The sequence below is a fragment of the Pseudomonas taeanensis MS-3 genome, from assembly GCF_000498575.2.
Lineage (GTDB): Bacteria > Pseudomonadota > Gammaproteobacteria > Pseudomonadales > Pseudomonadaceae > Aquipseudomonas > Aquipseudomonas taeanensis.
In genome coordinates this window covers 1-22,325 of the sequence record NZ_AWSQ01000010.1, presented here as the reverse complement: position 1 = coordinate 22,325, position 22,325 = coordinate 1, and the positions used below count along the sequence as shown (strand labels likewise).

Annotated in this window: 25 protein-coding genes; 11 read left to right on the top strand and 14 right to left on the bottom strand. The window is 63.2% G+C overall.

What is annotated here, in order from left to right; genetic code table 11:
* Nucleotide 1 precedes the first annotated feature (1 nt).
* Nucleotides 2-1,093, bottom strand: a complete 1,092-nt coding sequence (locus TMS3_RS22650; protein WP_025167585.1) for an endonuclease/exonuclease/phosphatase family protein — start codon at nt 1,091-1,093, stop codon at nt 2-4.
* Between the two features lie 115 nt (nt 1,094-1,208).
* Here TMS3_RS22650 and TMS3_RS22645 point away from each other — a divergent pair, with 115 nt between their 5' ends.
* Both TMS3_RS22645 and TMS3_RS22640 read left to right on the top strand, forming a co-directional pair.
* A complete protein-coding gene (locus tag TMS3_RS22645; protein WP_025167584.1) occupies nt 1,209-1,448 on the top strand; it encodes a CDGSH iron-sulfur domain-containing protein in 240 nt (79 codons plus the stop codon).
* A gap of 30 nt (nt 1,449-1,478) precedes the next feature.
* The gene (locus TMS3_RS22640) at nt 1,479-2,324 is read left to right on the top strand and encodes an SDR family oxidoreductase (RefSeq protein WP_025167583.1); all 846 of its coding nucleotides are present in this window, start codon (nt 1,479-1,481) and stop codon (nt 2,322-2,324) included.
* 16 nt (nt 2,325-2,340) lie between these two features.
* Here the strand turns inward: TMS3_RS22640 and TMS3_RS22635 are convergent, their stop codons facing one another.
* The 3 genes from TMS3_RS22635 to TMS3_RS22625 form a co-directional block, all read right to left on the bottom strand.
* Nucleotides 2,341-2,799 (bottom strand): VOC family protein, encoded by a 459-nt coding sequence (locus tag TMS3_RS22635; RefSeq protein WP_025167582.1) that lies wholly within the window; start codon nt 2,797-2,799, stop codon nt 2,341-2,343.
* A 45-nt stretch (nt 2,800-2,844) separates the two neighbouring features.
* On the bottom strand, nt 2,845-3,507 hold the full coding sequence (locus TMS3_RS22630; protein WP_025167581.1) for a YciC family protein: 663 nt from the start codon (nt 3,505-3,507) through the stop codon (nt 2,845-2,847).
* A 100-nt stretch (nt 3,508-3,607) separates the two neighbouring features.
* A complete protein-coding gene (locus tag TMS3_RS22625) occupies nt 3,608-4,183 on the bottom strand; it encodes a cysteine hydrolase family protein (RefSeq protein WP_025167580.1) in 576 nt (191 codons plus the stop codon).
* A gap of 90 nt (nt 4,184-4,273) precedes the next feature.
* Between TMS3_RS22625 and TMS3_RS22620 the strand changes: the two genes are divergently transcribed.
* The 3 genes from TMS3_RS22620 (at nt 4,274) to TMS3_RS22610 (ending at nt 6,845) form a co-directional block, all read left to right on the top strand.
* Nucleotides 4,274-4,753, top strand: coding sequence for an NYN domain-containing protein (locus TMS3_RS22620; RefSeq protein ID WP_025167579.1), 480 nt, complete (start codon nt 4,274-4,276; stop codon nt 4,751-4,753).
* Nucleotides 4,754-4,808: 55 nt separating this feature from the next.
* The gene (locus TMS3_RS22615) at nt 4,809-5,432 is read left to right on the top strand and encodes a 3'-5' exonuclease (protein ID WP_025167578.1); all 624 of its coding nucleotides are present in this window, start codon (nt 4,809-4,811) and stop codon (nt 5,430-5,432) included.
* Nucleotides 5,433-5,522: 90 nt separating this feature from the next.
* Nucleotides 5,523-6,845: a mechanosensitive ion channel family protein gene (locus tag TMS3_RS22610; protein ID WP_029866578.1), complete on the top strand. Its 1,323-nt coding sequence runs from the start codon at nt 5,523-5,525 to the stop codon at nt 6,843-6,845.
* A gap of 95 nt (nt 6,846-6,940) precedes the next feature.
* Here TMS3_RS22610 and TMS3_RS22605 read toward each other — a convergent pair whose 3' ends face one another.
* The 3 genes from TMS3_RS22605 to TMS3_RS22595 are packed head-to-tail and all read right to left on the bottom strand — an operon-like array spanning nt 6,941 to nt 8,915.
* Complete coding sequence (locus TMS3_RS22605) at nt 6,941-7,558, bottom strand: TPM domain-containing protein (RefSeq protein ID WP_025167576.1); 618 nt, start codon at nt 7,556-7,558, stop codon at nt 6,941-6,943.
* A 26-nt stretch (nt 7,559-7,584) separates the two neighbouring features.
* Nucleotides 7,585-8,307, bottom strand: coding sequence for a TPM domain-containing protein (locus TMS3_RS25785; protein ID WP_029866577.1), 723 nt, complete (start codon nt 8,305-8,307; stop codon nt 7,585-7,587).
* Nucleotides 8,307-8,915, bottom strand: a complete 609-nt coding sequence (locus TMS3_RS22595; protein WP_025167574.1) for a LemA family protein — start codon at nt 8,913-8,915, stop codon at nt 8,307-8,309. The genes TMS3_RS25785 and TMS3_RS22595 overlap by 1 nt, the downstream gene beginning before the upstream one ends.
* A 301-nt stretch (nt 8,916-9,216) precedes the next feature.
* Here TMS3_RS22595 and TMS3_RS22590 point away from each other — a divergent pair, with 301 nt between their 5' ends.
* A complete protein-coding gene (locus TMS3_RS22590) occupies nt 9,217-10,554 on the top strand; it encodes a DEAD/DEAH box helicase (RefSeq protein WP_025167573.1) in 1,338 nt (445 codons plus the stop codon).
* Nucleotides 10,555-10,608: 54 nt separating this feature from the next.
* Here the strand turns inward: TMS3_RS22590 and TMS3_RS22585 are convergent, their stop codons facing one another.
* The 4 genes from TMS3_RS22585 to TMS3_RS22570 all read right to left on the bottom strand — a co-directional run bounded on the left by TMS3_RS22585 (nt 10,609) and on the right by TMS3_RS22570 (nt 14,683).
* Nucleotides 10,609-11,064, bottom strand: coding sequence for a PAS domain-containing protein (locus TMS3_RS22585; RefSeq protein WP_025167572.1), 456 nt, complete (start codon nt 11,062-11,064; stop codon nt 10,609-10,611).
* A gap of 5 nt (nt 11,065-11,069) precedes the next feature.
* On the bottom strand, nt 11,070-12,071 hold the full coding sequence (locus TMS3_RS22580; RefSeq protein WP_025167571.1) for a response regulator: 1,002 nt from the start codon (nt 12,069-12,071) through the stop codon (nt 11,070-11,072).
* 222 nt (nt 12,072-12,293) lie between these two features.
* Complete coding sequence (locus tag TMS3_RS22575; protein ID WP_025167570.1) at nt 12,294-13,541, bottom strand: TIGR03862 family flavoprotein; 1,248 nt, start codon at nt 13,539-13,541, stop codon at nt 12,294-12,296.
* A 221-nt stretch (nt 13,542-13,762) separates the two neighbouring features.
* Nucleotides 13,763-14,683, bottom strand: coding sequence for a histone deacetylase family protein (locus tag TMS3_RS22570; protein WP_025167569.1), 921 nt, complete (start codon nt 14,681-14,683; stop codon nt 13,763-13,765).
* 70 nt (nt 14,684-14,753) lie between these two features.
* Between TMS3_RS22570 and TMS3_RS22565 the strand changes: the two genes are divergently transcribed.
* From TMS3_RS22565 to TMS3_RS22550, 4 genes are read left to right on the top strand one after another with little or no spacing between them, the layout of a single operon-like run.
* Nucleotides 14,754-15,317, top strand: a complete 564-nt coding sequence (locus TMS3_RS22565) for a GNAT family N-acetyltransferase (RefSeq protein ID WP_025167568.1) — start codon at nt 14,754-14,756, stop codon at nt 15,315-15,317.
* Nucleotides 15,314-16,915, top strand: a complete 1,602-nt coding sequence (locus TMS3_RS22560; RefSeq protein WP_025167567.1) for a SagB/ThcOx family dehydrogenase — start codon at nt 15,314-15,316, stop codon at nt 16,913-16,915. Before TMS3_RS22565 ends, TMS3_RS22560 begins: the two co-directional genes overlap by 4 nt.
* Before the next feature lie 21 nt (nt 16,916-16,936).
* Nucleotides 16,937-17,806: an acyl-CoA thioesterase II gene (tesB, locus tag TMS3_RS22555; RefSeq protein WP_025167566.1), complete on the top strand. Its 870-nt coding sequence runs from the start codon at nt 16,937-16,939 to the stop codon at nt 17,804-17,806.
* Complete coding sequence (locus TMS3_RS22550; RefSeq protein ID WP_025167565.1) at nt 17,803-18,390, top strand: HAD family hydrolase; 588 nt, start codon at nt 17,803-17,805, stop codon at nt 18,388-18,390. Before tesB ends, TMS3_RS22550 begins: the two co-directional genes overlap by 4 nt.
* Nucleotides 18,391-18,452: 62 nt before the next feature.
* Here the strand turns inward: TMS3_RS22550 and cueR are convergent, their stop codons facing one another.
* The 3 genes from cueR to TMS3_RS22535 all read right to left on the bottom strand — a co-directional run bounded on the left by cueR (nt 18,453) and on the right by TMS3_RS22535 (nt 21,741).
* Entirely contained in the window at nt 18,453-18,866 is a 414-nt protein-coding gene (gene cueR / locus TMS3_RS22545; protein ID WP_025167564.1) for a Cu(I)-responsive transcriptional regulator, read from the bottom strand.
* Nucleotides 18,867-18,883: 17 nt separating this feature from the next.
* Nucleotides 18,884-21,283: a heavy metal translocating P-type ATPase gene (locus TMS3_RS22540; RefSeq protein WP_025167563.1), complete on the bottom strand. Its 2,400-nt coding sequence runs from the start codon at nt 21,281-21,283 to the stop codon at nt 18,884-18,886.
* Nucleotides 21,284-21,348: 65 nt separating this feature from the next.
* Nucleotides 21,349-21,741 (bottom strand): hypothetical protein, encoded by a 393-nt coding sequence (locus TMS3_RS22535; RefSeq protein ID WP_025167562.1) that lies wholly within the window; start codon nt 21,739-21,741, stop codon nt 21,349-21,351.
* A gap of 152 nt (nt 21,742-21,893) precedes the next feature.
* Here TMS3_RS22535 and TMS3_RS22530 point away from each other — a divergent pair, with 152 nt between their 5' ends.
* Nucleotides 21,894-22,088 (top strand): heavy-metal-associated domain-containing protein, encoded by a 195-nt coding sequence (locus TMS3_RS22530; RefSeq protein ID WP_025167561.1) that lies wholly within the window; start codon nt 21,894-21,896, stop codon nt 22,086-22,088.
* The last annotated feature ends 237 nt before the right edge of the window (nt 22,089-22,325 follow it).

The window sequence follows — 22,325 nt, the reverse complement described above, 5'->3', positions numbered from 1 at the left end:
CCTAATCTAGCGTTGGCAACAGCAGGCGGGCGCTCAGCGGAAAATGATCGGAGATGCTCAGGCTGTCGTGCCGGCGTACCTGGGCGTCCAGACGGGTCAGTTGCGGGCTGTGAAACAGGTAGTCGAGGGTGCGGTCGGGCCCCTGCACGTCGGGGTCGTTGGGGAAGTGGGTGTACCAGGCGGCCTGCTGCGCGCCGCCAGCTTCGGCCAGGCTGGGGATCATCGGGTAGCGTGCGGCCAGGACCTGCAGCTCGCTGTCGGCGGCATACCAGCTGCGCTGGGCCGCTGGCAGGTGCTGGTACTGGCCGGGCGGCAACAGGTTGAAGTCGCCGCCGAGTAGCCAGGGCGTGTTTGCGGCCTGCAGCTGGTCGAGCAGCTTGGCGGTCATCGCTACCTGCTGGTGCATGGTGTCATCGCCCTGGGCGAAGGCGTCCAGGTGAGTGTTGATCGCCGCCAATTGACCGCCGCCGCGCACGGGCAGGTAGCTGACCAGCAGCGCGCGCTGCAAGTCGAACAGACGGCTCAGCGGATCGGCCGGCATTCGTGGCAGTTGCAGACGTTCGGCGCGCGCGATGCGGTAACGGCTGAGGGTGCCGAGCTTCATGCCGACGCTGCCGAGAATCTTCGGGTGCGGGACGAACCCGGCTTTCCAGTAGAAGGCCTGGCTGTTGCATGGGTAGAGGTTGCTCAGGCGCGCCTGCAGCAGCGCCAGTTGATCCTGGTAGTCGCTGGCTTTGGCGCCGTCATGCAGCTCTTGCAGCAGAACCAGGTCCGGCTGCTCGTCGCGGATGACTCGCGCCACTGCGGCGAGGGTCGTGGCCAGGTCGGCGCTGCTCGGGCGTCGGTCGGGGCCGCTGCCGTCGTCCAGGTCGTACCAGAAGACGTAGCCTTTGCCGGCCAGGTATTGCACGTTCCAGGTCATCACCTTCAAGGCCTGGCCTGGTTGCAGTATCGGCGCCTTGGCCGCACAACTGACCGGGGCGGCCTCGCGCTCGGCGGGACGCCAGGCCAGGCTGTAGACCAGCGCGAGCAGGCAACCGAGGACGAGCAGTAGGCCGGATACGGCGATGTACAGTGGGCGAGGCAGGATCATTGAGGGCTAGGCCACTAAGGCTTGGCTATGCTGGAGGAACGTGAGCATACCCGAGAAGCGCCCTGGCGACTGCCTGGCTGGCGTGGGCATTGCGCTCGCGAGTGAGGATGTCGATATGACTGAGCCGTTGATTGCCCAGCGCGGGCCTTATCCGGTGGCGGTGCAAGTGGGGGAGGACTATTTCTGGTGTCGTTGCGGGCGTAGCGCCACTCAACCGTTTTGCGACGGCAGCCATAAAGGCACGGGCATCACCCCGTTGAAATATCATGCCGAGCACAGCGACACCCTGTACTTTTGTGGCTGCAAGCACAGCCATACGCCGCCCTGTTGCGACGGCAGCCATAACAAGCTGTAGTAGGGGCAAAGCCAGATAACCGGGGGAAGCATGTACCGCAAGGTATTCGCCAACAAAGTGTTCGATCGCAAGGTCGTGTTGATCAGCGGTGGTTGTGCCGGCATCGGCCGCGCCCTGGCCGTGCGCCTGGCTCAGGCCGGCGCGCGCCTGGTGATTCTCGATTTGCAGCAGGCGGCGCTGGACAGCCTGGTGCAACACCTGGCCGACCATCACAACGCCGAGGCCCTGGGCCTGTGCTGCGATGTGGCGGACGCCGAGGCGGTGCAGTGCGCCATCGCCCTGGCGATCGAACGCTTTGGCGGTATCGATGTGCTGGTCAACAACGCTGGCATCACTCACCGCAGCAGCTTCGTCGATACCGAGTTGGCGGTGTTTCAGCGGGTCATGGCGGTCAACTATTTTGGCGCCCTGCACTGTACCCAGGCGGCGCTGCCCAGCCTGATCGAGCGTAGCGGGCAGATCATCGTGCTCAGCTCGTTGTCCGGCTTCGCCCCGTTGCTCTACCGCAGCGCCTACAACGCCAGCAAACACGCCTTGCATGGCCTGTTCGAGACCTTGCGATACGAACTGAAAGGGTCCGGGGTCAATGTGATGCTGGTCTGTCCCGGCTTTACCGCGACCGACCTGCGCAAGAACGCCCTGGTCGGCGACGGCTCGGTGGCGGCGCAACCGCCGTTGGCGATGGGCAAGGTCGCCTCGCCGCAGGATGTCGCCGATGCCATCTATCTGGCGGCACTCAAACGCCGCCGCTTGTTGGTGCTGTCGAATGTCGATTGGCGCGCGCGGCTGCTGGCGCGTTTCTTCCCGCGGCTATTCGAACGGGTGCTGTTGCCGCGCTTGTCGGGCATGAAGCCGCAGGGCACCAGCCACGGTTGAGGCTGGCGCAAGACCATCAGGCGGTCGCGGTATCACCCAGTTCGGCGTCGCGCGGCTCGTCATACAGTTCGTAGGCCAAGGCGGTATCCCAACACATCGCTTCGATCTTGTGGCCGTCCAGGTCACGCAGAAAGCAGCCGTAGTAGGCCTCGCCGTATTCGCTGCGCGGCCCTGGCGCGCCTTCGTCACTCGCGCCTGCTGTCAATGCAGCCTGGTAGAAGGCGTCCACTGCGGCTTTATCTGCCGCGAAAAAGCCGAAATGACTGCCGTTGCCGACGCTCGCCGGCTGCCCATCAATCGGGGTTTGTACCCAGAACTCCGGGTATTCACGGCCATAGGCCACCGCACCGGGGTGGGCGAGAATGCGTTGGCAGCCGAGGGTCGGCAGCACTCGATCGTAAAAGGCGACGGCCCGCTCGAACTGGTTGGTGCCGAGGGATACGTGCGACAGGATGCTGGGGTTGATGTCGGCCATAGGGCAATCCTCCATGGAAATTGACCCTAACAGCCTAGCCGGTTTTCACTCCACGGCAGGTTGGCTGCCGCGCAGCATGAACAGGCGGAACAACACCACGGTGGCGAACAATTGCAGGAAGCCGTTGGCGCTGTCGAGCAACAGCGTCAGCAGCACGTCCGTCTGGGCGCCTGTTTCCGGCTGGCTCCACCAGGCGAGCAGCCACAGTGGCACCATCACCGCCAGCACGCAGAACAGAATCGGCCAGAAATAACCGCTGGTCAGCTCGAAACTCTCATGCAGGGCTTTCACTGGCGTCATGCCGCGCAGTACCAGCAGGTACTCGGCGAAGGCCAGCTTGATCATCATCCACAGCCCCGGCAGGACGAACAGCGAGGCGCCGAGCATGATCGCCACGGTACTGATCCCGGCCAGCAGGGCGAAGCGCGGCCACAGGTTCAGGCTGGCGACGAGCAGGTCGCGCAATCGCGGCGATTGGCCGTTGCTGCGCGCATCGAGAAACAGAATCAGCGCACCGGTGTACAGCGGGTAGAACAGCAAGCCGACCAAAATGCCGTAGGCCGCGGCCGCCTCGACCCCGAACAGCACGATGATCTGTTGTTGCACCAGGGCTTCGAGCACCAGCAGGGGCAAGCACAAGCGGGCAATCGGCAGCAGGTTGCCGCTGAAGAAAAACCAGGCGTCGCGTAGGACGTGAAGCGGATTCATGGGCAGCAGTCGCGGTCAGGTGAGCAGGCCGCCACTCTAGCCGATAGGTGCGGCGGCTCCAAATCGTGGCTGGGCTGACGCTCGCCGGGTAGCTGAGCGGTCAGTCCGTCGGGGTGGCCAGCAGCTCCTGCGCGTCCAGCACCTGAGCGTACTCGTCGCGCAAATTGGCCATGGCCATGTCATGCACCTCATCGGCGCTACGCGCTCGACGGGCATAGTCGGATTTTGCGAAGGTGTAACAGGCGTCGGCTACCACCTGAGTAGTAAAGCCCAGGTTGCTGGCGCTACGTGCGGTGGCCTCCACCGAGTTCTCGCTGGCCACCCCGACTATTACTACCCGGCGTAGCCCGCGGGCGTGTAGCCAGCGGTCCAGGCCCGTATGGGTGAAGGCATCGGTGACGTGCTTATCGAACACCTGTTCACCCGTTCGCGGCGCCAATGCTGCCTGAAACAAGACCCCACTCTGCCCTGGGGCGAGCACCGATGCCGGGTCCAGCGAGATGTGACGGATATGTACCAGCGGCCAGGCATGCGCACGCCAATGCGCCAGTAGGGCGGCGATATGGGCTTCTGCGTCGGGGTTGTTGCGGGGGCGGTCCAGGCGTTGAATGCCCTGCTGCATATCGATGATCAGCAGCGCCGCTGGCGCTGAGCGGGTGAGCTGTTCCGGCGGCATTTCGACTGTCCTGTGTCCGAGGCTGGCATACTGGGCGCCGACTTTAACCTTTGCGCCTGTAGTCCGTCAGCCGCTTGCCGAGGATTTCCGGTGAAGAAAATCGCCGTATTCGCCGATGTACAGAACCTCTACTACACAGTGCGCCAGGCCTATGGCTGCCACTTCGACTATGCCGCGCTGTGGGCCGAGATCAGCCAGGGCGGGCAGATCGTCGAGGCCTACGCCTATGCCATCGACCGCGGCGACGCCAAGCAGCAGCAGTTCCAGCAAATCCTGCGCAACCTCGGTTTCACCGTGAAGCTCAAACCCTATATCCAGCGCAGCGACGGTTCAGCCAAGGGCGACTGGGACGTAGGCATCACCATCGACATCATGGACGCCGCGCCACGGGTCGACCAGGTGGTGCTGGCCTCGGGCGACGGCGACTTCGACCTGTTGCTGGACAAGATCAAGGGTAGCTTTGGCGTAGAAGCGGTGGCCTATGGCGTGCCGGGGCTGACTGCGCAATCGCTGGTCCGCGCGGCCAGCCGCTATGTGCCGATCGAAGGGGCTCTGCTACTCAAGCACTGAGCCACTCAACCCCAGGTTATTCAAGTTTCAGCTGCTCAAGCATAAAGAGGTGAGTGTGGGACCCATAGCGGTTATCGACTTCGAAACCACCGGTATTTCGCCGGCCCAGGCCCGCGCCACCGAGATCGGCGTGGTCATCGTCGAAGGCGGGCAGATCGTCGCGCGTTATCAGAGCCTGATGAACAGCGGCGCCTGGGTGCCGCACTTTATCGAACAGCTCACCGGCATCAGCAATGCCATGTTGCGCGAGGCGCCACCGGCGGCGCAGGTGATGCACGAAGTGGCGGATTTCGTCGGTGATACGCCGTTGCTGGCGCATAACGCCTCGTTCGATCAGAAGTTCTGGGATGCCGAGCTGGGCCTGATTCGGCGCAAGCGCCTGCAGCCATTTGCCTGTTCGCTGTTGCTGGCCCGCCGCCTGTTGCCCCAGGCGCCAAACCACAAGCTCGGCACCCTGAATCGCTGGGCACAGCTGCCGGACACCGGCCAGGCTCACCGGGCCCTGGCCGATGCGGAGATGGCGGCCAACCTGACCTGCTTCATGGCCGCGCTGCTGCGTGAGCGGCACGGTATCGCCGAGGTGTCCCACGGCCTGCTGTGCAACTTGCAGAAAGTGCCCGCGGCCAAGATGGCGCAGGCGCTACAGCGGCTGCGTGGGAGTAGCGAGGCGGTGTATTAGTACGCGTGTCGCTTGACCCGTAGCCCGACAGCAACACTTCGATGGCCTGAATTGCCTGTTAGGTAGAACATAAGGTTGCCAAAAATGATAATGGATGAATTCATTAAGTTCGTTAATAAAGCTGCCTCTAAAGCAGGCGCGGTATTTTCCCAGCCAGAAGTCTATGCGCAAGTAGGTATTATTCTAGCTATCTATCTTGTTGCGTGGGGGCTGGCTAATCGCATCAGGAAATATGCCCCCTTCCTTGATGCCCGTCATGAAGGGGCTGCTGTTCATCCTTTGCGTAAATTTGTTGGAAGGTTGGGTGGGTTGATTTTTCCGGTGCTCGCTATCTTGATGTTGCGAGTGTCCGTCGAAGTGAGTGAGCGCGCATTAAATCAGGGCTGGCTTGTGCAGGCGGCGCTCACTGTTGCCATCTTGCTTCTGTTTTATTCTGTTGTTCGTGATTTTATACAGAACAGGGTTGCGGCTGGGTTGTTCAGATGGTTGGGTATGCCGCTATTGTTTCTGCATCTGCTCGGTATATTGAGTGAGTTAATAGCCATACTCGAATCCATATCGGTAAATTTAGGCAATATTGAGATTTCAGTTTACGGTATCGCTCGCGTTGCCATTTTCGGTTCACTGCTGTTCTGGCTTGGTCGCACTAGCAGCAAAACCGGCCGAGCATTCATTTCCCATCAGGAAAGCCTCGACATCCGTACCCGCGAAGTTGCGGCGAAACTTTTCGAGGTGGCGATATTTTTCTTGATATCCCTGTTGATTTTGCAACTCATGGGTATCAATCTCACCACGCTCGCGGTGTTTGGCGGTGCGCTTGGTGTCGGTATTGGCTTAGGATTGCAGGCCATTGCGTCCAATTTCATATCCGGAATTATCATCCTGCTGGATCGCTCCGTGTCTATTGGTGATTATGTGGAGCTCGATGACGGCCGTACCGGAATTGTTCGCGAGTTAAATATGCGCTCGACAACGCTGGAAACGTTTGATGGCAAAGATATTGTGGTGCCTAACGAAAAATTCATCGCCGAAATATTTACCAACTGGACGCACAAGGACAAAAGTCAACGTTACCGGGTAGATTTCTCGGTCGCTTATCATTCCGATATCAGGAAGCTGGTCGAAATTATCAAAGCCGTAGTTGCTAGCCACCCACAGGTGTTTAGCGGCGACGATGTACCGTTCGAGGAACGTCCCGATTGTGAAATAGACAGCTTTGGCGATTCCGGTATTAATATGTTCGTTGAGTTCTGGATGGAAGGCATCGACGATGGCAAGAATCGTGTGGGCGGTGACCTGCTTTTGATGATTTTGGAAGCGCTGCAGGAACATGGTTATGAGATACCCTTCCCGCAGCGAGAGGTTCGAGTGGTCAATAAAGGCTTTTCAATCAATAGCAAACCGGGCGATTAATTAAATAGCCTCTATCAAAGGGGAGTGGTGTATTTATTACCCACTCCTGTTCCTTTTATCCTTCGACTCAGCAGCACCTCGATGATCTGAATGACTCAGGGCAGGATCACCAGGTGATTGGGCAGCTCGTTGCGTTCGCTGGTGGCGGGCAGGTGCTGCTTGAGGTGCTCGCCGCAGGCCTGGATGCAGCCGAGAAAGCCCTGCAGGGTTTCGCCGCGTTTCACCCGCTGAGTGAAGTCCATGACTATGGCTTGCCAGGTCGCGTCGGGCAGTCGGCTGGAAATGCCCCGGTCGACCAGAATCTCCACATAGTGTTCGGCTTCCGAGACGAAGATCAGCATGCCGGTTCCGCCAGAGGTGTGGTGCAGGTTGTGCTCGAGGAACTGCCGCCGTGCCAGATTGGAGGCGCGCCAGTGACGCACGGCACGCGGTATCAGCCGAGTGGTGAGTGACGGGATGCGCAGCAGCAGGCTCAAGCCGGCAAAGCTCAGCCACTGCACCAACAACAGCTCCTGGGCGCTCAGCCAGGCACCAAAGTAATTGATCGCACCGGGTACCAGCAGCGCCAGCAGGCTGGCCCAGAGCAGCGGGATATAGGTGTAGTCGTCCGCTCTGGCCGCCAATACGGTGACCAGTTCGGCATCGGTCTCGCGCTCGACCGCGCTGATCGCCTGGGCGACCTGTTGTTGTTCACTTGCACTCAATAACGCCATGGGGCTCGTCTACTCGTTGAATTGAATTACCAGCCGCCGGAAGCACCGCCGCCACCAAAGCCGCCGCCACCACCGCCAAAACCACCGCCGCCACCAAAGCCGCCGCCGGAGCCGCCACGGCCCATACCTGCAGCCAGAAGCCCGCCCAGCAGCAGGCCACGGCGTCCGCCACGGCCGCCGCCGATCAGACCGAGGATGACCATCAGCAAGACGAAGAAGGGGATCGCTTTGGCCTGTTTCTCCGGCTTCGCGCTATCGACCAGGGGTTGACCTCCGAGCACCTGGAGGATCGCCGTAACGCCGTCGCTGATGCCCTTGGCGAAATCACCCCCCTTGAAGGCGGGGCTGATGACCTGATTGATGATCACCGAGGATTGCGCATCGGTCAGGCGGCCCTCCAGGCCATAGCCGACCTCGATGCGGATTTTGCGTTCGTCACGGGCGATCAACAGCAGGGCACCGTTATCCTTGCCTTTTTGGCCGATGCCCCAGTGCCGGCCCAGCTGATAACCGAATTCCTCGATGGGGACGCCTTGCAGGTTCTCCAGTGTCACCACCACCACTTGCTCGCTGCTGGCTTGCTCATGCGCTGCCAGCTGTTGCGTCAGTCTTGCTTCGCTCTGCGCATCGAGCATCTCGGCCTGATCCACCACCCGTCCGCTCAGCGCGGGGAACTCGGGCTGGGCCTGGGCCAGGCAAGCCCAGGCCGACAGTAGCAAGAGCAGCGGCAGGCGCAGTACTGCGGACATCAGAATTTCACTTCGGGCGCTTTGTCCGCCTTAGGTGCCGTGGCTTCGAAGTTCTCCCGCACTGACATGTCGCTGTACATCAGGCTGTGCCAGATGCGCCCCGGGAAGGTGCGGATCTCGGTGTTGTAGCGTTCGACCGAGGTAATGAAGTCGCGACGGGCCACCGCGATGCGGTTTTCCGTGCCTTCCAGCTGGGATTGCAGGGCCAGGAAGTTCTGGTTTGACTTCAGGTCGGGATAGCGTTCGGAGACCGCCATCAAGCGGCTCAGGGCGCCGCTGAGCTGTTCCTGTGCCTGCTGGAACTGGCGCAGTTTCTGCGGATCGTCCAGGGTGCTGGCGTCTACCTGAATGGAGGTGGCCTTGGCGCGGGCTTCGATCACCGCCACCAGGGTTTCCTGTTCCTGTTTGGCGAAGCCTTTGACGGTTTCCACCAGGTTGGGCACCAGATCTGCGCGACGCTGATACTGGTTTTCCACCTGAGACCAGGCCGCCTTGACCTGTTCGTCGTAAGTGGGAATGTTGTTGATGCCGCAGCCAGTCAACAGTGCGGCCATGGCCAGTAAGGCGGCCACTCGCGCGCTGAAGCCGAATCCTGTGGTTGTCTGCATGCTTCGCTGATCTCCATGTTGAGTCGTTAATACAGGCTCACCCTACCGGGTGCCCAGGCGATAAGCCAATCGCGTTGTCCGCTGGGGGATCTACCGAGCCGCCTGGTCCCGCACAGTGTAGACCGCAGGTTAGAGACCCCCAGTCGGCCGCAGGGTTCGGAGGGTTGGCGGAACTGCACCGAGGTCCAGACAGATCTGCCGGTTCACGCGGCCGTCAGGGCAACAGAAACGGGCCGATAGGCGCTGCTCAGGGTAAACTGCGCGCATTCGCACATCCGCTTTCCTGGTTCTGGTTACCCTCATGACATTCGCCTCCCTCGGTCTTATCGATCCATTACTGCGCACCCTCGACAGCCTCGACTATGTCGCGCCCACACCGGTGCAGGCCGAAGCCATTCCTGCGGTACTGGCGGGGCGCGATCTGATGGCCGCGGCGCAGACCGGCACTGGCAAGACCGCCGGTTTCGCCCTGCCGCTGTTGCAGCGCTTGATGATGGAAGGGCCGAATGTGGCCAGTAACTCGGTGCGCGCGCTGGTGCTGGTGCCGACTCGCGAGCTGGCCGAGCAGGTGCAGCAGAGTTTTCTGACCTATGGCCAGCACCTGCCGTTGCGCAGCTATGCGGTGTACGGCGGGGTCAGCATCAACCCGCAGATGATGAAGCTGCGCAAGGGTCTCGACGTGCTGGTGGCGACGCCTGGGCGCTTGCTCGATCTTTATCGGCAGAACGCGGTGAAGTTCAACCAGTTGCAGACCCTGGTACTCGACGAAGCCGACCGCATGCTCGACCTGGGCTTCGCCCGCGAACTGGACGATCTGTTCTGCGCCTTGCCGAAAAAACGCCAGACCCTGCTGTTTTCCGCGACCTTCTCCGAGGCCATCCGCGGCATGGCCAAGGAACTGCTGCGCGACCCGCTGAGTATCGAGGTCAGCCCGCGCAATGCGGCGGCCAAATCGGTCAAGCAGTGGCTGATCCCGGTGGACAAGAAGCGCAAGGCCGAGCTGTTCCTGCACCTGTATCGGAGCCAGCGCTGGAGTCAGGTGCTGGTGTTCGTCAAGACCCGCAAGGGCGTCGACGAGCTGGAAGCTGAACTGCAGCGCCAGGGCATCAGCGCCGACGCGATTCACGGCGACAAGCCGCAACCGACCCGGCTGCGCGCGTTGCAACGCTTCAAGAACAACGAGGTGAAGGTACTGGTGGCCACCGACGTGGCGGCTCGCGGCCTGGATATCGACGATCTGCCCCTGGTGGTCAACTTCGACCTGCCGATCGTCGCCGAAGACTACGTGCACCGAATCGGCCGTACTGGGCGTGCCGGCGCCACCGGCCAGGCGGTGTCGTTGGTGTGCGCCGACGAGGTGCAGCACCTGTCGGCCATCGAGGCGCTGATTCAACAGGTGCTCAAACGCGTCGACGAGCCTGATTTCATTCCCGACCATCGGGTGCCGCAGACCCTGGCCGGCGGCCAAGTGGTGAAAAAGCCGAAGAAGCCGAAGAAAGCCAAGGTGGTGGGCGGCGGCAAAGGGGGCAGTCTCGGCCGTTGGCTGGAGAGCGACGAGCCAGCAGCACCGCCGATCAAGGCGGTGCGCAAGGTGCCGAGTTTCGGTGGCGGGCCGGCCAAGGGCGGTAGAAAGCCGTAGTTCGCGAGGGGCGCCGCCAGGGGTGCGCACTCATGGATGCCGGGCTAGGCTCGGCTAGTGCGCGACCTGGCTCGCGGTCAGTTGCTTCTTATGGGTGGCGGCGGCGGTCATGTCGTAGATCACCAGGCACAGATGGTCGACCTCACCGCTGGCGCCGCTCAGCGGCAGCAGCGTGACGTTCTGGTACATGAAATCTTCCTGGCCAGTAATCGGCTGGTAGCTCTTGAAGTGCACCAGGTAGGGGCGCTGCTCCCACAGGCTGAAGGCCCGGGTGCCGAGTTGCACCACGGTGTCCACCTTACGGCGTAGCCAGGTTTCGTCGATTTCCGGGAACAGCTCGAACAGCGGTCTGCCATGTACCTCGTCCGGACCCATGCCGGAGTGGTTCTCCATGAAGCTGTTCCACACCTCCACCTGGTATTGGCGGTCGAGCACGATCACGCCAACGTCGATGCACTGCACGATGTCGAGCAGCCAGTGGACTTCTTTGATATCGATCTGGGTAGACATGCTGGTCAGTCCATCAGGTAGCGAATTTTGTTGGTCAGGCGCTTGATCGAGTCCTCGGTGAACAACAGCAGCAGGTCAAAGTGAATGTTGTGATCCTCCAGGCTGTAGCTGATCTCCACCGCCAGGGTCTTCTTCCAGCGGCGTTGGTTGAGGTGGATCAGCCGCTCGATCGAGGCGTGCTGGCCGAGCAGTTGCGGATGTCCCTGGGAGAAGCGCACGTCGATCTGTTCGGCGATCCCGGCCAGGCAGGCGCCGGTGAGGATGCTGGCGAGGTCGATGAGCATCTCCGACGTTTCGTTATCGTCCTTCGGCTGCCACTGGAGCAGGCGCGCCATATCGGCGACTTCCGAGTCGTGGAACAGCAGCAGCGCCTCGCCGGCGATGCCATCGCCGATAAAGCCCTGGCACACCGCGCTCAGGCGTTCGCCGCGTTGGGCGTCGGTGAGCGTCATATGCAGCTCGCTGACTTCGAAGATATTCACCTGCGGCACCGGCAGCTTGACGAATACCCCGAGCACCTTGGCCAGCAGCGCGGCGGCACGGCCCATGGCGACGTTGCTGACTTCGCGCAGGGCGTCGCGGAAATTCACCTTCAGCTCAATCTGCGCCGCAGGTGGACTCATGGCCGTGGACGGCGCCTGGGGATCGAACAGGCCGTGCTCGATCAGGGTGCTGCGCAAGGTGTCGGGGTCGGCCGGTTTCTTCAGGAAGGCCAGGGCGCCGAGTTCCTTGACGCGACGAAGGGCTTCTTCCTGAATATCGCCGGAAACCACCACCACCTTGCACGGCAAGCCTTCGGCCCGTAGCGCAGCGAGGGTCTGGTAGCCGTCAAACTCCGGCATGGTCAGGTCCAGTAACATCACCTTGACCTGACCCTGGCGAATGATCGCCAGGGCTTCCTGGCCGTTGGCCGCCTGGCTGATGGTCACCGGCCATTCGGCGGGGAGGGCGCGGATCAATTGCTTGCGCGCCATGTTCGAGTCATCGCAGACCAACAAGGGAGTCACGGTTGAGGGGCTACCTGTGCGCGTGGATCGGGAGCCGCTCTGTGTCGGCTTGGCGCAAGCATAGCCCCTGCCGCCGGCTAAGCCCAATGCCGCGCTGCCGCTGGCTGGCGGAAGCTGCTGTTTACGAGCAGGCGATAAGGGGGCAGCTGACTTGGCATGTAACGGGGAGGAGGTGGGGCCCGCTAACTGTGCAATCGACTCACCAAAAGGGCCTCTAAGGCTCTAGTCGGTGGGTTTTGCCTGCAACCAGTGCAACATGCCCAGACCCGCCTGGCGCCCGCTGGCAAAGCAGGCGGTGAGCAGGTAGCCCCCGGTCGGTGCCTCCCAGTCGAGCATCTCGCCGGCGCAGAATACGCCAGGCAGTTGTCTGAGCATCAGCTGTTCATCAAGTTGCTCGAAGGGCACGCCACCGGCGCTGCTGATAGCTTCATCCAGGGGCCGCGGTCTGACCAGGGTGATGGGCAGCCCCTTGAGCGCAGCGGCCAGTTGCGCCGGATCGTTGATTTGCTCGGCGTTGGTCAGCTCGCGTAACAGCGCGGCTTTCACCCCGTCGATGCCGACCTGGCGATGCAGGTGCTTGGCCATCGAATGCGAACCGCGTGGCTTGCTCAGCGCTCGGTGCAGTTTGTCCAAAGGGCTTTGCGGTAACAGGTCGAGCACGATGGTGGCCGAACCCTGTTGATCGATCCGCTGACGAATACGCGCCGACAGCGCATACACCAGGCTGCCCTCGATGCCACTGCGGGTGAGGACGAATTCGCCCAGGCGCGGCGCTTCGTCATCCAGGCGCAGGCTCACGTTCTTCAGTGGTGCGCCGGCGAATTTGTCTTGTAGCAACGGACTCCAGCCCGCCACCTCGAAGCCACAATTGCTGGCCTGCAGCGGCGCAATCGCAATACCGCGCGCCTGCAGCAGCGCCGCCCAGGCGCCGTCCGAACCGAGTCGCGCCCAGCTGCCACCGCCCAGGGCCAGCAGGGTGGCGTCGGCCTGTACGGCAATCTCGCCTGCGGGCGTGGCGATGCGCAACGCGCCACCGTCGGTCCAGCCCAGCCAACGCCGGCGCGTGTGGATCGCCACGCCGTGTTCGCGCAGGCGCTTGAGCCAGGCGCGCAGCAGCGGCGCGGCCTTCATGTCGGTGGGGAACACCCGGCCGGACGTACCGACGAACGTGTCGATGCCGAGGTTATGAATCCAGCTGCGCAGCGCCTCGGCGTCGAACTCGGCGAGCAGCCGGGCGATCTCTGCGCTGCGCTCGCCGTAGCGCGTCAGGAATGGCTCTTTCGCTTCGGAGTGGGTGATGTTCATCCCGCCCACTCCGGCCAGCAGGAACTTGCGCCCCACCGACGGCATGGCATCGAACAGCTCGACCTTGACCCCGGCCAGTGCCAGCACTTCGGCCGCCATCAGGCCCGCCGGGCCACCGCCGATGATGGCAACCGAATGAGTCGAGGAGGTGGCTATATCGGTCATTAGAAGGGCGCTGGTCATAGTGGTGGGTGGCGCATTCTACCCGAGGCGCCGGCAGCCAGTAGCCCGGATGAAATCCGCGACGCCTGGACAGCGGGTGTGATTGCGCCCCGGATTGCATCCGGGCTACTCGAGGCAATGTCAGTGGACATGACGTCAGGCTGTCTGGTTCTGACGGGATAACGCCTGCAATGGGGCGTTGCAGGGCGTTCGGCTTCTCGGCCTCAACCCAGTCTGCGCTCAGCCCAGACCTGCGCCGCGCTGTGGTGGAGGATACCGTGGCGCCGGGCCAATACTTCTCGATCCTTGTCGTAACCACCGCCAATCACCCCGACCACCGGAATGTCGCGGCTCAGACAGTGCTGGAGCACCCGTGCGTCGCGCTCGGCGAGGCCCTGGTCGGTCAATTTCAGATAGCCCAGGGCATCGTCCTTATGCACGTCGACGCCGGCGTCATAGAGCACGATGTCCGGTTGGTACAGCGGCAGCAGGTAGTTCAGCGCATCGTCGACCACCCTCAGGTAGTCGGCATCGCCCATGCCCATCGGCAGGGGAATGTCCCAGTCGCTGTCGGCCTTGCGTGCGGGGAAGTTCTTCTCGCAGTGCAAGGAGACGGTGATCGCTTCCGGGGTGTCCTTGAGGATGCGCGCGGTGCCGTCGCCCTGGTGCACGTCGCAGTCGAAGATCAGCACGCGCTGCACCCGGCCTGCAGCCAGTAGGTAATGGCTGATCACCGCCAGGTCGTTGAAGATGCAGAAACCCGCCGGGTGATCGTAGTGGGCATGGTGGGTGCCGCCGGCCAGGTGGCAGGCCAGGCCGTGCTGCAGCGCCTGTTCGGCGGCCAGCAGCGAACCACCGACCGCGCGCATGGTGCGTTGCGCCAGGGCCTCGCTCCAGGGCAGGCCGAGGCGTCGCTGTTCTTCGCGGCCGAGATCGCCGCTGCGAAAACGCTCTATATAAGAGGGGCAATGGGCCAGGCCGAGAATTTCCGGCGGGCACAGTTCGGGGCGCAGCAACTCGGCATCGCAGGTCAGGCCGCTGTCGACCAGGTGGTCGCGCAGCAGGCGGAACTTCTCCATGGGGAAGCGGTGCCCGGCCGGGAAGGGCGGGCTGTAGTCGTCGTGATAGACCAGCGGCAGGCGCATACAATATGGCTCTTTTCTCGCAGCGCCTGAGTATGGCGGTGCTGCCCGGTTTCACTCAAGCGGAGGGCCGATGCCTGCCCAGATCGAACTAGACAGCCCGCGCCTGTCGCTGCGCCGCTGGCGCGCTGAAGACCATGCGGCCTTCGCCGAGCTGAATGACGACCCCGAGGTGATGCGGCATTTTCCTGCTTGCCTGAGTCGCGCCGAGAGCGAGCAGCAGATCGAGCGCATCGAGGCGGATTTCGCCCGTCATGGCTTCGGCTTCTGGGCCCTCGAGCGCAAGGACAGTGGCGCCTTCATCGGCTTTACCGGTTTGCGTCCGGTGGCCTTCGACGCAGGCTTCTGCCCGGCTGTGGAGATCGCCTGGCGTCTGGCCCGTTCCCACTGGCACCAGGGTTTTGCCAGCGAGGCTGCGCGCGCGGCCCTGGCCTGCGGCTTCACGCGGCTGGGCCTGGAGCAGATCGTCTCGTTCACCGCGGTGGATAACCTGGCGTCGCAGCAGGTCATGCGGGCTATCGGCATGCAGCGCGACCCGGCGGAGGATTTCGAACACCCGGCATTGCCTGCGGGGCACCGTCTGCGTCCTCATGTGCTGTACCGCCTGCGCCGCAGCGACTGGGAGGCGGGCCGATGAGTCCGTTACAGCAGGTGTGCGCCTATCACCAACTGAGCAAGCATCAGCCGCAGCGCTTTGCTACCGGGCCGGGACAGCTCGACTGGGCGACCCAGCCGGCCGCGTTTCGCCGTTATAACGGCGCGCGGCTGATTGAGCTGCACCACCGCCCTCTGGAGGAGTCGCCGGGATACGACGAGGTATTTGCCGCGCCGTTGGCCAAGCCGGCGCCGCTGAATCGAGCCAGCGTCTCGCAACTGCTGTACGACAGTCTGGCGTTGTCGGCCTGGAAGGAGGCCGGCGGTAATCGCTGGACGCTGCGGGTCAATCCCTCGTCCGGCAACCTGCACCCCACCGAGGCCTATCTGTTGCTACCCGCGGGCAGCCTGGAGGGGGGCGCGCTGCTCACGCATTACACGGCGGATGCCCACGCCCTGGAGGTGCGCGCCGAGCTGCCAGCGCCGTTGGCCCTGCAGCTGAATCAGGCGCTGCCGGTGGGCGGCTGTCTGCTGGCGCTGGCCAGCATTCCCTGGCGCGAGGCGTGGAAGTACGGCGAGCGCGCCTACCGCTACTGCCAGCACGACCTCGGTCACGCCCTGGCCGCGCTGGCCATCGCCGCCAGTAGCCTGGGCTGGCAGGTACGCATGCTGCGCGGCGTAGCCGAGGCGCAGTTGGATGGCGTGTTCGGCCTGGACCGAGACGGCTTTCATGAGGCCGAGCATGTCGATTGCCTGTTGTGGGTCGGTCCGCCGCAGGATGCAGAATTCCCCTTGCCGATGAGTCTGCTGCAAGGCTTGGCGGCTCTGGACGTGACGGGCACGCCCAATCGCCTGTCGCGCCAGTACCGTGACTGGTCGGAGTTGGCGCGGGTGCAGCCACTCTGTCGCGCCCCGGCGTTGCCCGCGCAGCCCTGGCGGGTGGAAGTGGGGCGTGCGCAGGCGGACAATCCCGGCTTGCCATTGCGGCCCTTACTGCATCGGCGCCGCAGCGCGCAGGCCATGGATGCCAAGAGCGGCATTCACGCCGACCTGCTGTTTGCCTGGCTGCAACGTGTGATGCCGGCCAGTTCGCCGGTGCCCCTGGCGGTGAGCGGCGAGCCGGCGCAGGTCGATCTGCTGCTGTTCGTCCATCGGGTGCAGGGGCTGATGCCGGGGTTGTACTGGCTGGCGCGGGTCGATGGGCAGGTGCAAAGCGGCTTGCGCGAGGATTTTCTCTGGCAGCGGGTACACGAGCAGCTGCCTCTATATAGGTTGCTCGAGGGCGATGCCCGTGGTCTGGCCGAGTTTCTCTCGTGCGGCCAGGATATCGCCAGCGACGGCTGCGTGGCCCTGGCCATGCTCAGCCGTTTCGACCTTGCCCTGGCGGCTGGCGCCTGGCGTTATCCGCGGCTGTATTGGGAGTGTGGGCAGATCGGTCAACTGCTTTATCTGGAAGCCGAGGCCGCGGGGCTATCGGCCACCGGTATCGGCTGCTATTTCGATGACGCGGTACATGAATTGCTCGGATTAGCCGACAGCCGCTGGCAAAGCCTTTACCATTTCACCCTTGGTCGCGCCGTGTGGGATGAGCGCTTGTGCTCCCTGCCGGCCTACCCCGAATTACGCTTGCCGCCAAGTTAGAGCGGCTTCAGGAGAATACGCATGAGTCAGGTGTTGGACGAACTGGTGGCCCTGTTGAGCCTTGAGGCCATCGAAGAGAACCTGTTTCGCGGCGTCAGTCAGGATCTTGGCTTCCGTCAGCTGTTCGGCGGGCAGGTGCTCGGCCAGTGCGTCTCCGCCGCCAGTCAGACGGTCGAAGACGATCGCCATGTGCATTCGCTGCACGGTTATTTCCTGCGCCCCGGCGATGCCACACTGCCGGTGGTGTATCAGGTCGACCGGGTGCGTGACGGCGGCAGCTTCAGCACGCGGCGGGTGATGGCGATCCAGAAGGGCAAGCCGATCTTCACTTGCAGCGCCTCGTTCCAGTACGACGAAGAAGGCTTCCATCACCAGATCGAGATGCCCGATGTACCGGGGCCGGAAAACTTGAAGTCGGAAACCGAGCTGGCCCTGCAGGTCGCCGCCTCACTGCCGGAGCGCATGCGTGAGCGCGCGGTGAGTGCCAAGCCGATCGAAATCCGCCCGGTTACGGTCGGCAACCCCTTCGCGCCGGAGCCGAGCGAACCGGTGAAGTACGTGTGGTTCCGCGCCGACGGTGAGCTGCCGGACACGCCGGCGATCCACAAGTACATCCTTGGCTATGCCTCGGACTTCAACCTGCTGACCACCTCGATGCTGCCCCACGGCGTGTCGGTGTGGCAGAAGTTCATGCAGGTCGCCAGCCTCGACCACTCCCTGTGGTTCCATGGCAACCTGCGCATGGATGACTGGCTGCTGTACGCCATGGACAGTCCCTGGGCCGGCAACGCCCGTGGTTTCTCCCGTGGCAGTATCTTCAACCGTCAGGGCCAGTTGGTCGCCTCGGTGGCCCAGGAAGGCCTGACCCGCGTGCGTGAGGATTGGAAGTGAAGCTGAGTGCCGCGCGCCACTGGGTGTTTGACATGGACGGCACCCTGACCCTGGCGGTGCATGATTTCGAGGCTATCAAGCGGGTGCTGGACATCCCTCTGGAGCACGACATCCTTCATCACCTGGCGGCGCTGCCTGAAGACGAAGCGGCGGCCAAGCACGCCTGGTTGCTGGAGCATGAGCGGGAGCTGGCGCTCAATGCCCGCCCTGCAGCCGGCGCCATCGAGTTGGTGCGCGCGCTGCAGTCGCGCGATTGTCGGCTCGGCATTCTGACGCGCAACGCCCATGAGTTGGCCCTGTTGACCTTGCAGGCGATTGGTCTGGGCGATTGTTTCTCCACGGCCGATATCCTCGGTCGCGACGAGGCACCGCCTAAACCGCATCCCGGTGGCTTGCTGCAACTGGCCGAGCGCTGGCAGGTGGCGCCCGCCGAACTGGTGATGGTCGGCGACTACCGCTTCGACCTGGAGTGCGCCCGTGCTGCAGGCGCGTGCGGCGTGCTGGTCAATTTGCCGGAGAACCTCTGGCCGGAGTTGACCGATCACTTCGCGGTGGATTGCCAGGCGCTGCAACGCGCCCTTTAGCTGCGGCCCCGTAGCCCGGATAAAATCCGGGTCAAGGCGGTACACATAGATGTCCGCGTATGTCATCCAGACTGCGGGCGATGGCAGCCGTTAGACTCCAGGTCCTTGATAATCGGGCAGTCCGGCCGATCATCGCCCTGGCAGTGCTCGAGCAGGACCTGCAGGGTGTCGCGCAGGCCGCACAGTTCGGCAATCTTCAGGTTCAACTCGGCGATATGCTGTGCGGCCAGGGCTTTGACGTCGGCGCTGGCGCGCTGGCGGTCCTGCCACAGGGCCAGCAGTTTGCCGACCTCGGCCAGGGGAAACCCCAGATCCCGCGCGCGCTTGATAAACGCCAGGCGATGCAAGTCCTGCGGGCTGTATTGCCGGTAGCCGCTGTCGCTACGACCTGCGGCCGGCAACAGATCGATGCTCTCGTAATAGCGGATCATCTTCGCGCTCAGACCGGTCTTCTTCGCGGCTTGGCCGATGTTCATGGATGCTCTCCGAAGTGTCAGTCGTAGTCTTTCGGTTTCCAGGTCTTCAACAGCAGGGCGTTGCTCACCACGCTGACGCTGGACAGCGCCATGGCGGCGCCAGCCACCATCGGGTTGAGCAGGCCGGCGGCGGCCAGCGGGATACCCACCAGGTTGTAGACGAAGGCCCAGAACAGGTTCTGGCGGATTTTGTTATAGGTGCGCCGACTGATATCCAGGGCGGCGGGTACCAGGCGCGGGTCGCCGCGCATCAGCGTGATGCCTGCGGCGTGCATGGCCACATCGGTACCGCTGCCCATGGCGATGCCAACATCGGCAGCGGCCAGCGCGGGAGCATCGTTGATACCGTCGCCAACCATTGCCACCACGCCGGTCTTTTTCAATTCGCCGACAATCGCCGCCTTGTCTCCTGGCAGCACTTCGGCATGCACTGCGTCGATGCCCAGGGTGCTGGCGACGGCCTTGACGCTGCCCTGGTTATCGCCGCTGATCAGGTGGCTGTCGATGCCCTGGCGCTTCAGCTGGGCGACAGCCTCGGTGGCACCGTCTTTCAGCGTGTCACCGAAGGCAAACAGGCCGAGCACGCGCGGCTCGGGGGCCTGCTCGATCAGCCAGGACAGGGTGCGTCCCTCGGACTCCCAGGCTTGCGCCGATAACGCCAGTTCTCCCCCTTGCACACGACTGTGCAGATCACTGTCCTGCAGCAGTCGACGGTTGCCCAAGGCCAGCTTGCGACCGTCAACCTGCCCGGCGATGCCGCGCCCGGCCAGGGCCTGGCTGTCACTGACCGGGGGTAACGTCAGCTGTCGTGCCGAGCAGGCATCCAATACCGCCTTGGCCAGCGAGTGTTCGCTGCCGCGTTGCAGGGCGCCGGCCAGTTGCAGCAGCGCTTGTTCGTCGCCGTCGACCGCTTGCAGGTGGGCAATCTGCGGGGTGCCGGAGGTGAGGGTGCCGGTCTTGTCGAAGGCCACGACCGTCACGCCATGGGCGACTTCCAGTGCTTCGGCGTCCTTGATCAGAATGCCGTGGCGCGCAGCCACGCCGGTGCCGGCCATGATCGCGGTAGGCGTGGCCAGACCGAGGGCGCAGGGGCAGGCGATCACCAGCACCGCTACGGCATTGAGCATGGCGCTGGCCAATGGCGCGCCGAGCAGCAGCCAGACGATCAAGGTGCCCAGGGCGATCAGCAGCACCGCCGGCACGAAGACCTGGCTCACCCGGTCTACCAGTTTCTGGATCGGTGCCTTGGCCGCCTGGGCGTCTTCGACCAGGCGGATGATCTGCGCCAGTACTGTTTCCGCGCCGAGGGCGTTGGTTTCGATCAACAAACGGCCTTCGCCGTTGATTGCGCCTGCGGTGACCTTGTCGCCGGGCTGCTTGGCCTGCGGCAGGCTCTCACCGCTGATCAGCGCTTCATCCGCGTGGCTCTGCCCTTCCAGCACCTGGCCGTCGATGGGGAAGCGTTCGCCGGGTTTGACCACGATCTGGTCGCCCAGGGCCAGAGCACTCAGCGCCACCATTTCTTCCTGGCCGTCGCGCAGGCGCAGTGCCTGATCTGGACGTAGCGCCTGCAGGGCGCGGATGGCGCTGCTGGTCTGGCGTTTGGCCCGGCTCTCCAGGTATTTGCCGAGCAGGATCAGGGCGATGATCACCGCCGATGCCTCGAAGTACAGGTGGGGCATCTGCCCCGCCGGAGTAATTGCCCATTGATACAGACTCAGGCCATAGCCGGCGCTGGTGCCGATGGCGACCAGCTGATCCATATTGCCGGCGCCGGCGCGCAGGGCCTGCCATGCCGCGCGGTAGAAGCGCGCGCCGAGCACGAACTGCACCGGCGTGGCCAGGGCGAACTGCACCCAGGCTGGCAGCATCCAATGCACGCCGAATGGCTCAAGCAGCATGGGTACAACCAGTGGTGCGGCCAACAGCAGGGCCAGCACCAGCGCCCAGCGCTCGCGCCGCAGGTGCGTGTCGGCAGTGGGCTGCGCTGGAGAGACGCTATCCACCAGGCTGGCGGAGTAACCGGCGTTGCCGATGGCTTGTAACAATAGATGCGGATCGAGACCAGGTGCTACTTGCAGTTGCGCCTGCTCGGTGGCCAGGTTGACGCTGACCGCCAGCACGCCCGGCTGCTTGGCCAGCGCACGTTCGACTCGGCCAACACAGCTAGCGCAGGTCATGCCGTCGATGGCCAGTTCCAGGCGTTCGCTGGGCACCTCATAGCCGGCGCCCTCGATCGCCGCGAGCAGCTTCGCCAAGCTTTCGCGTGGTGCCTCGACGCGCGCCTGTTCACTGGCCAGGTTGACGCTGGCGCTAATGACTTCCGGTAGTTTGCGTAAGGCGCGCTCGACCCGACCGGCGCAGCTGGCGCAGGTCATGCCACTGATAGGCAGGTCAAAGGTGGTCAGGCTGGACATGGACGATCTCCGTTGAGTTCGTCGGTAGGATCAACCTTGACCCATGGGTAAGGTCAAGCCCTGTGTTATAGGCTGGCCGGAGTAGCGATCAGGTACAGTCCAACACTGCGCCGGGCGATGCGGTAGTGGCGTACCTCGCCAGCGCGCAGGCTGAGGCGTTGCAGGTTGGGCTGCTGAATGCCTGCATGGCAGGTGCCGCTGGCAATCAACTGGAGACGCAGCGATACCTCGCCGGGCGGCAGGTTGAAGGCCACCGACTGGCCTTGATACAGGCGTGCAGCCAACTGGTCGTGTAAAAACAGGCCAATCTCGCAGGACGTGGCTGCTTCCAGGCGCTCACGCGAGACGATCAACACTGCATAGCTGTTGGCATGGGAAGTGGCCGGCGGCACCAGCTGTGCTTGTGCCGTCGCGAGTGCCAGCAGCCCAGCGAGCATCGAGAGGCAGGATCGGAGCATATGACACCTCCATCACGCGCTAGGATTGCTTACAGACTGGTCTACGTCGGTCGATAGAACAAGTCGTGGTCTTGACCTCGCCCCGGTGGCAGGACGAATACTGTGCCTGGCCTCGACAGTATCGGGCCTCAACTGAATCAAGGAGGTGACAGATGCAAGTGTTCAAGGTGCAGGGCATGTCCTGCGAGCATTGTGTGCGGGCGATCACCCAGGCAGTGAAGGCATTGGATGAGGCGGCGGAGGTACAGGTTGATCTAGCGGACGGTGAGGTGCGGGTGAGCAGTCGGCTGTCGGTTGCCGAAGTGGAAGAAGCAATTCGTGGCGAGGGTTACGAGATAAACCCTTAAGGTCAAATTAGGGATATGACTATATAGATGTCGTGGAGCATTGGGGGGGGGGGCTTTGTCGTGCATCTGTTGAGTCAGCCAATTGCATGCTTCACCTGCTGGCGACTCGTGGGGGCGCCTGAATATGTCGAGTTGTTATGTCTTCCTTATAGATAGCCGCTTGGCGGGGTGTCTGGCAGGCTTACTGGTGGTACTGCAATAAACCCTAAGTTAAGTGTTGACGTGGATTTCGTGGGG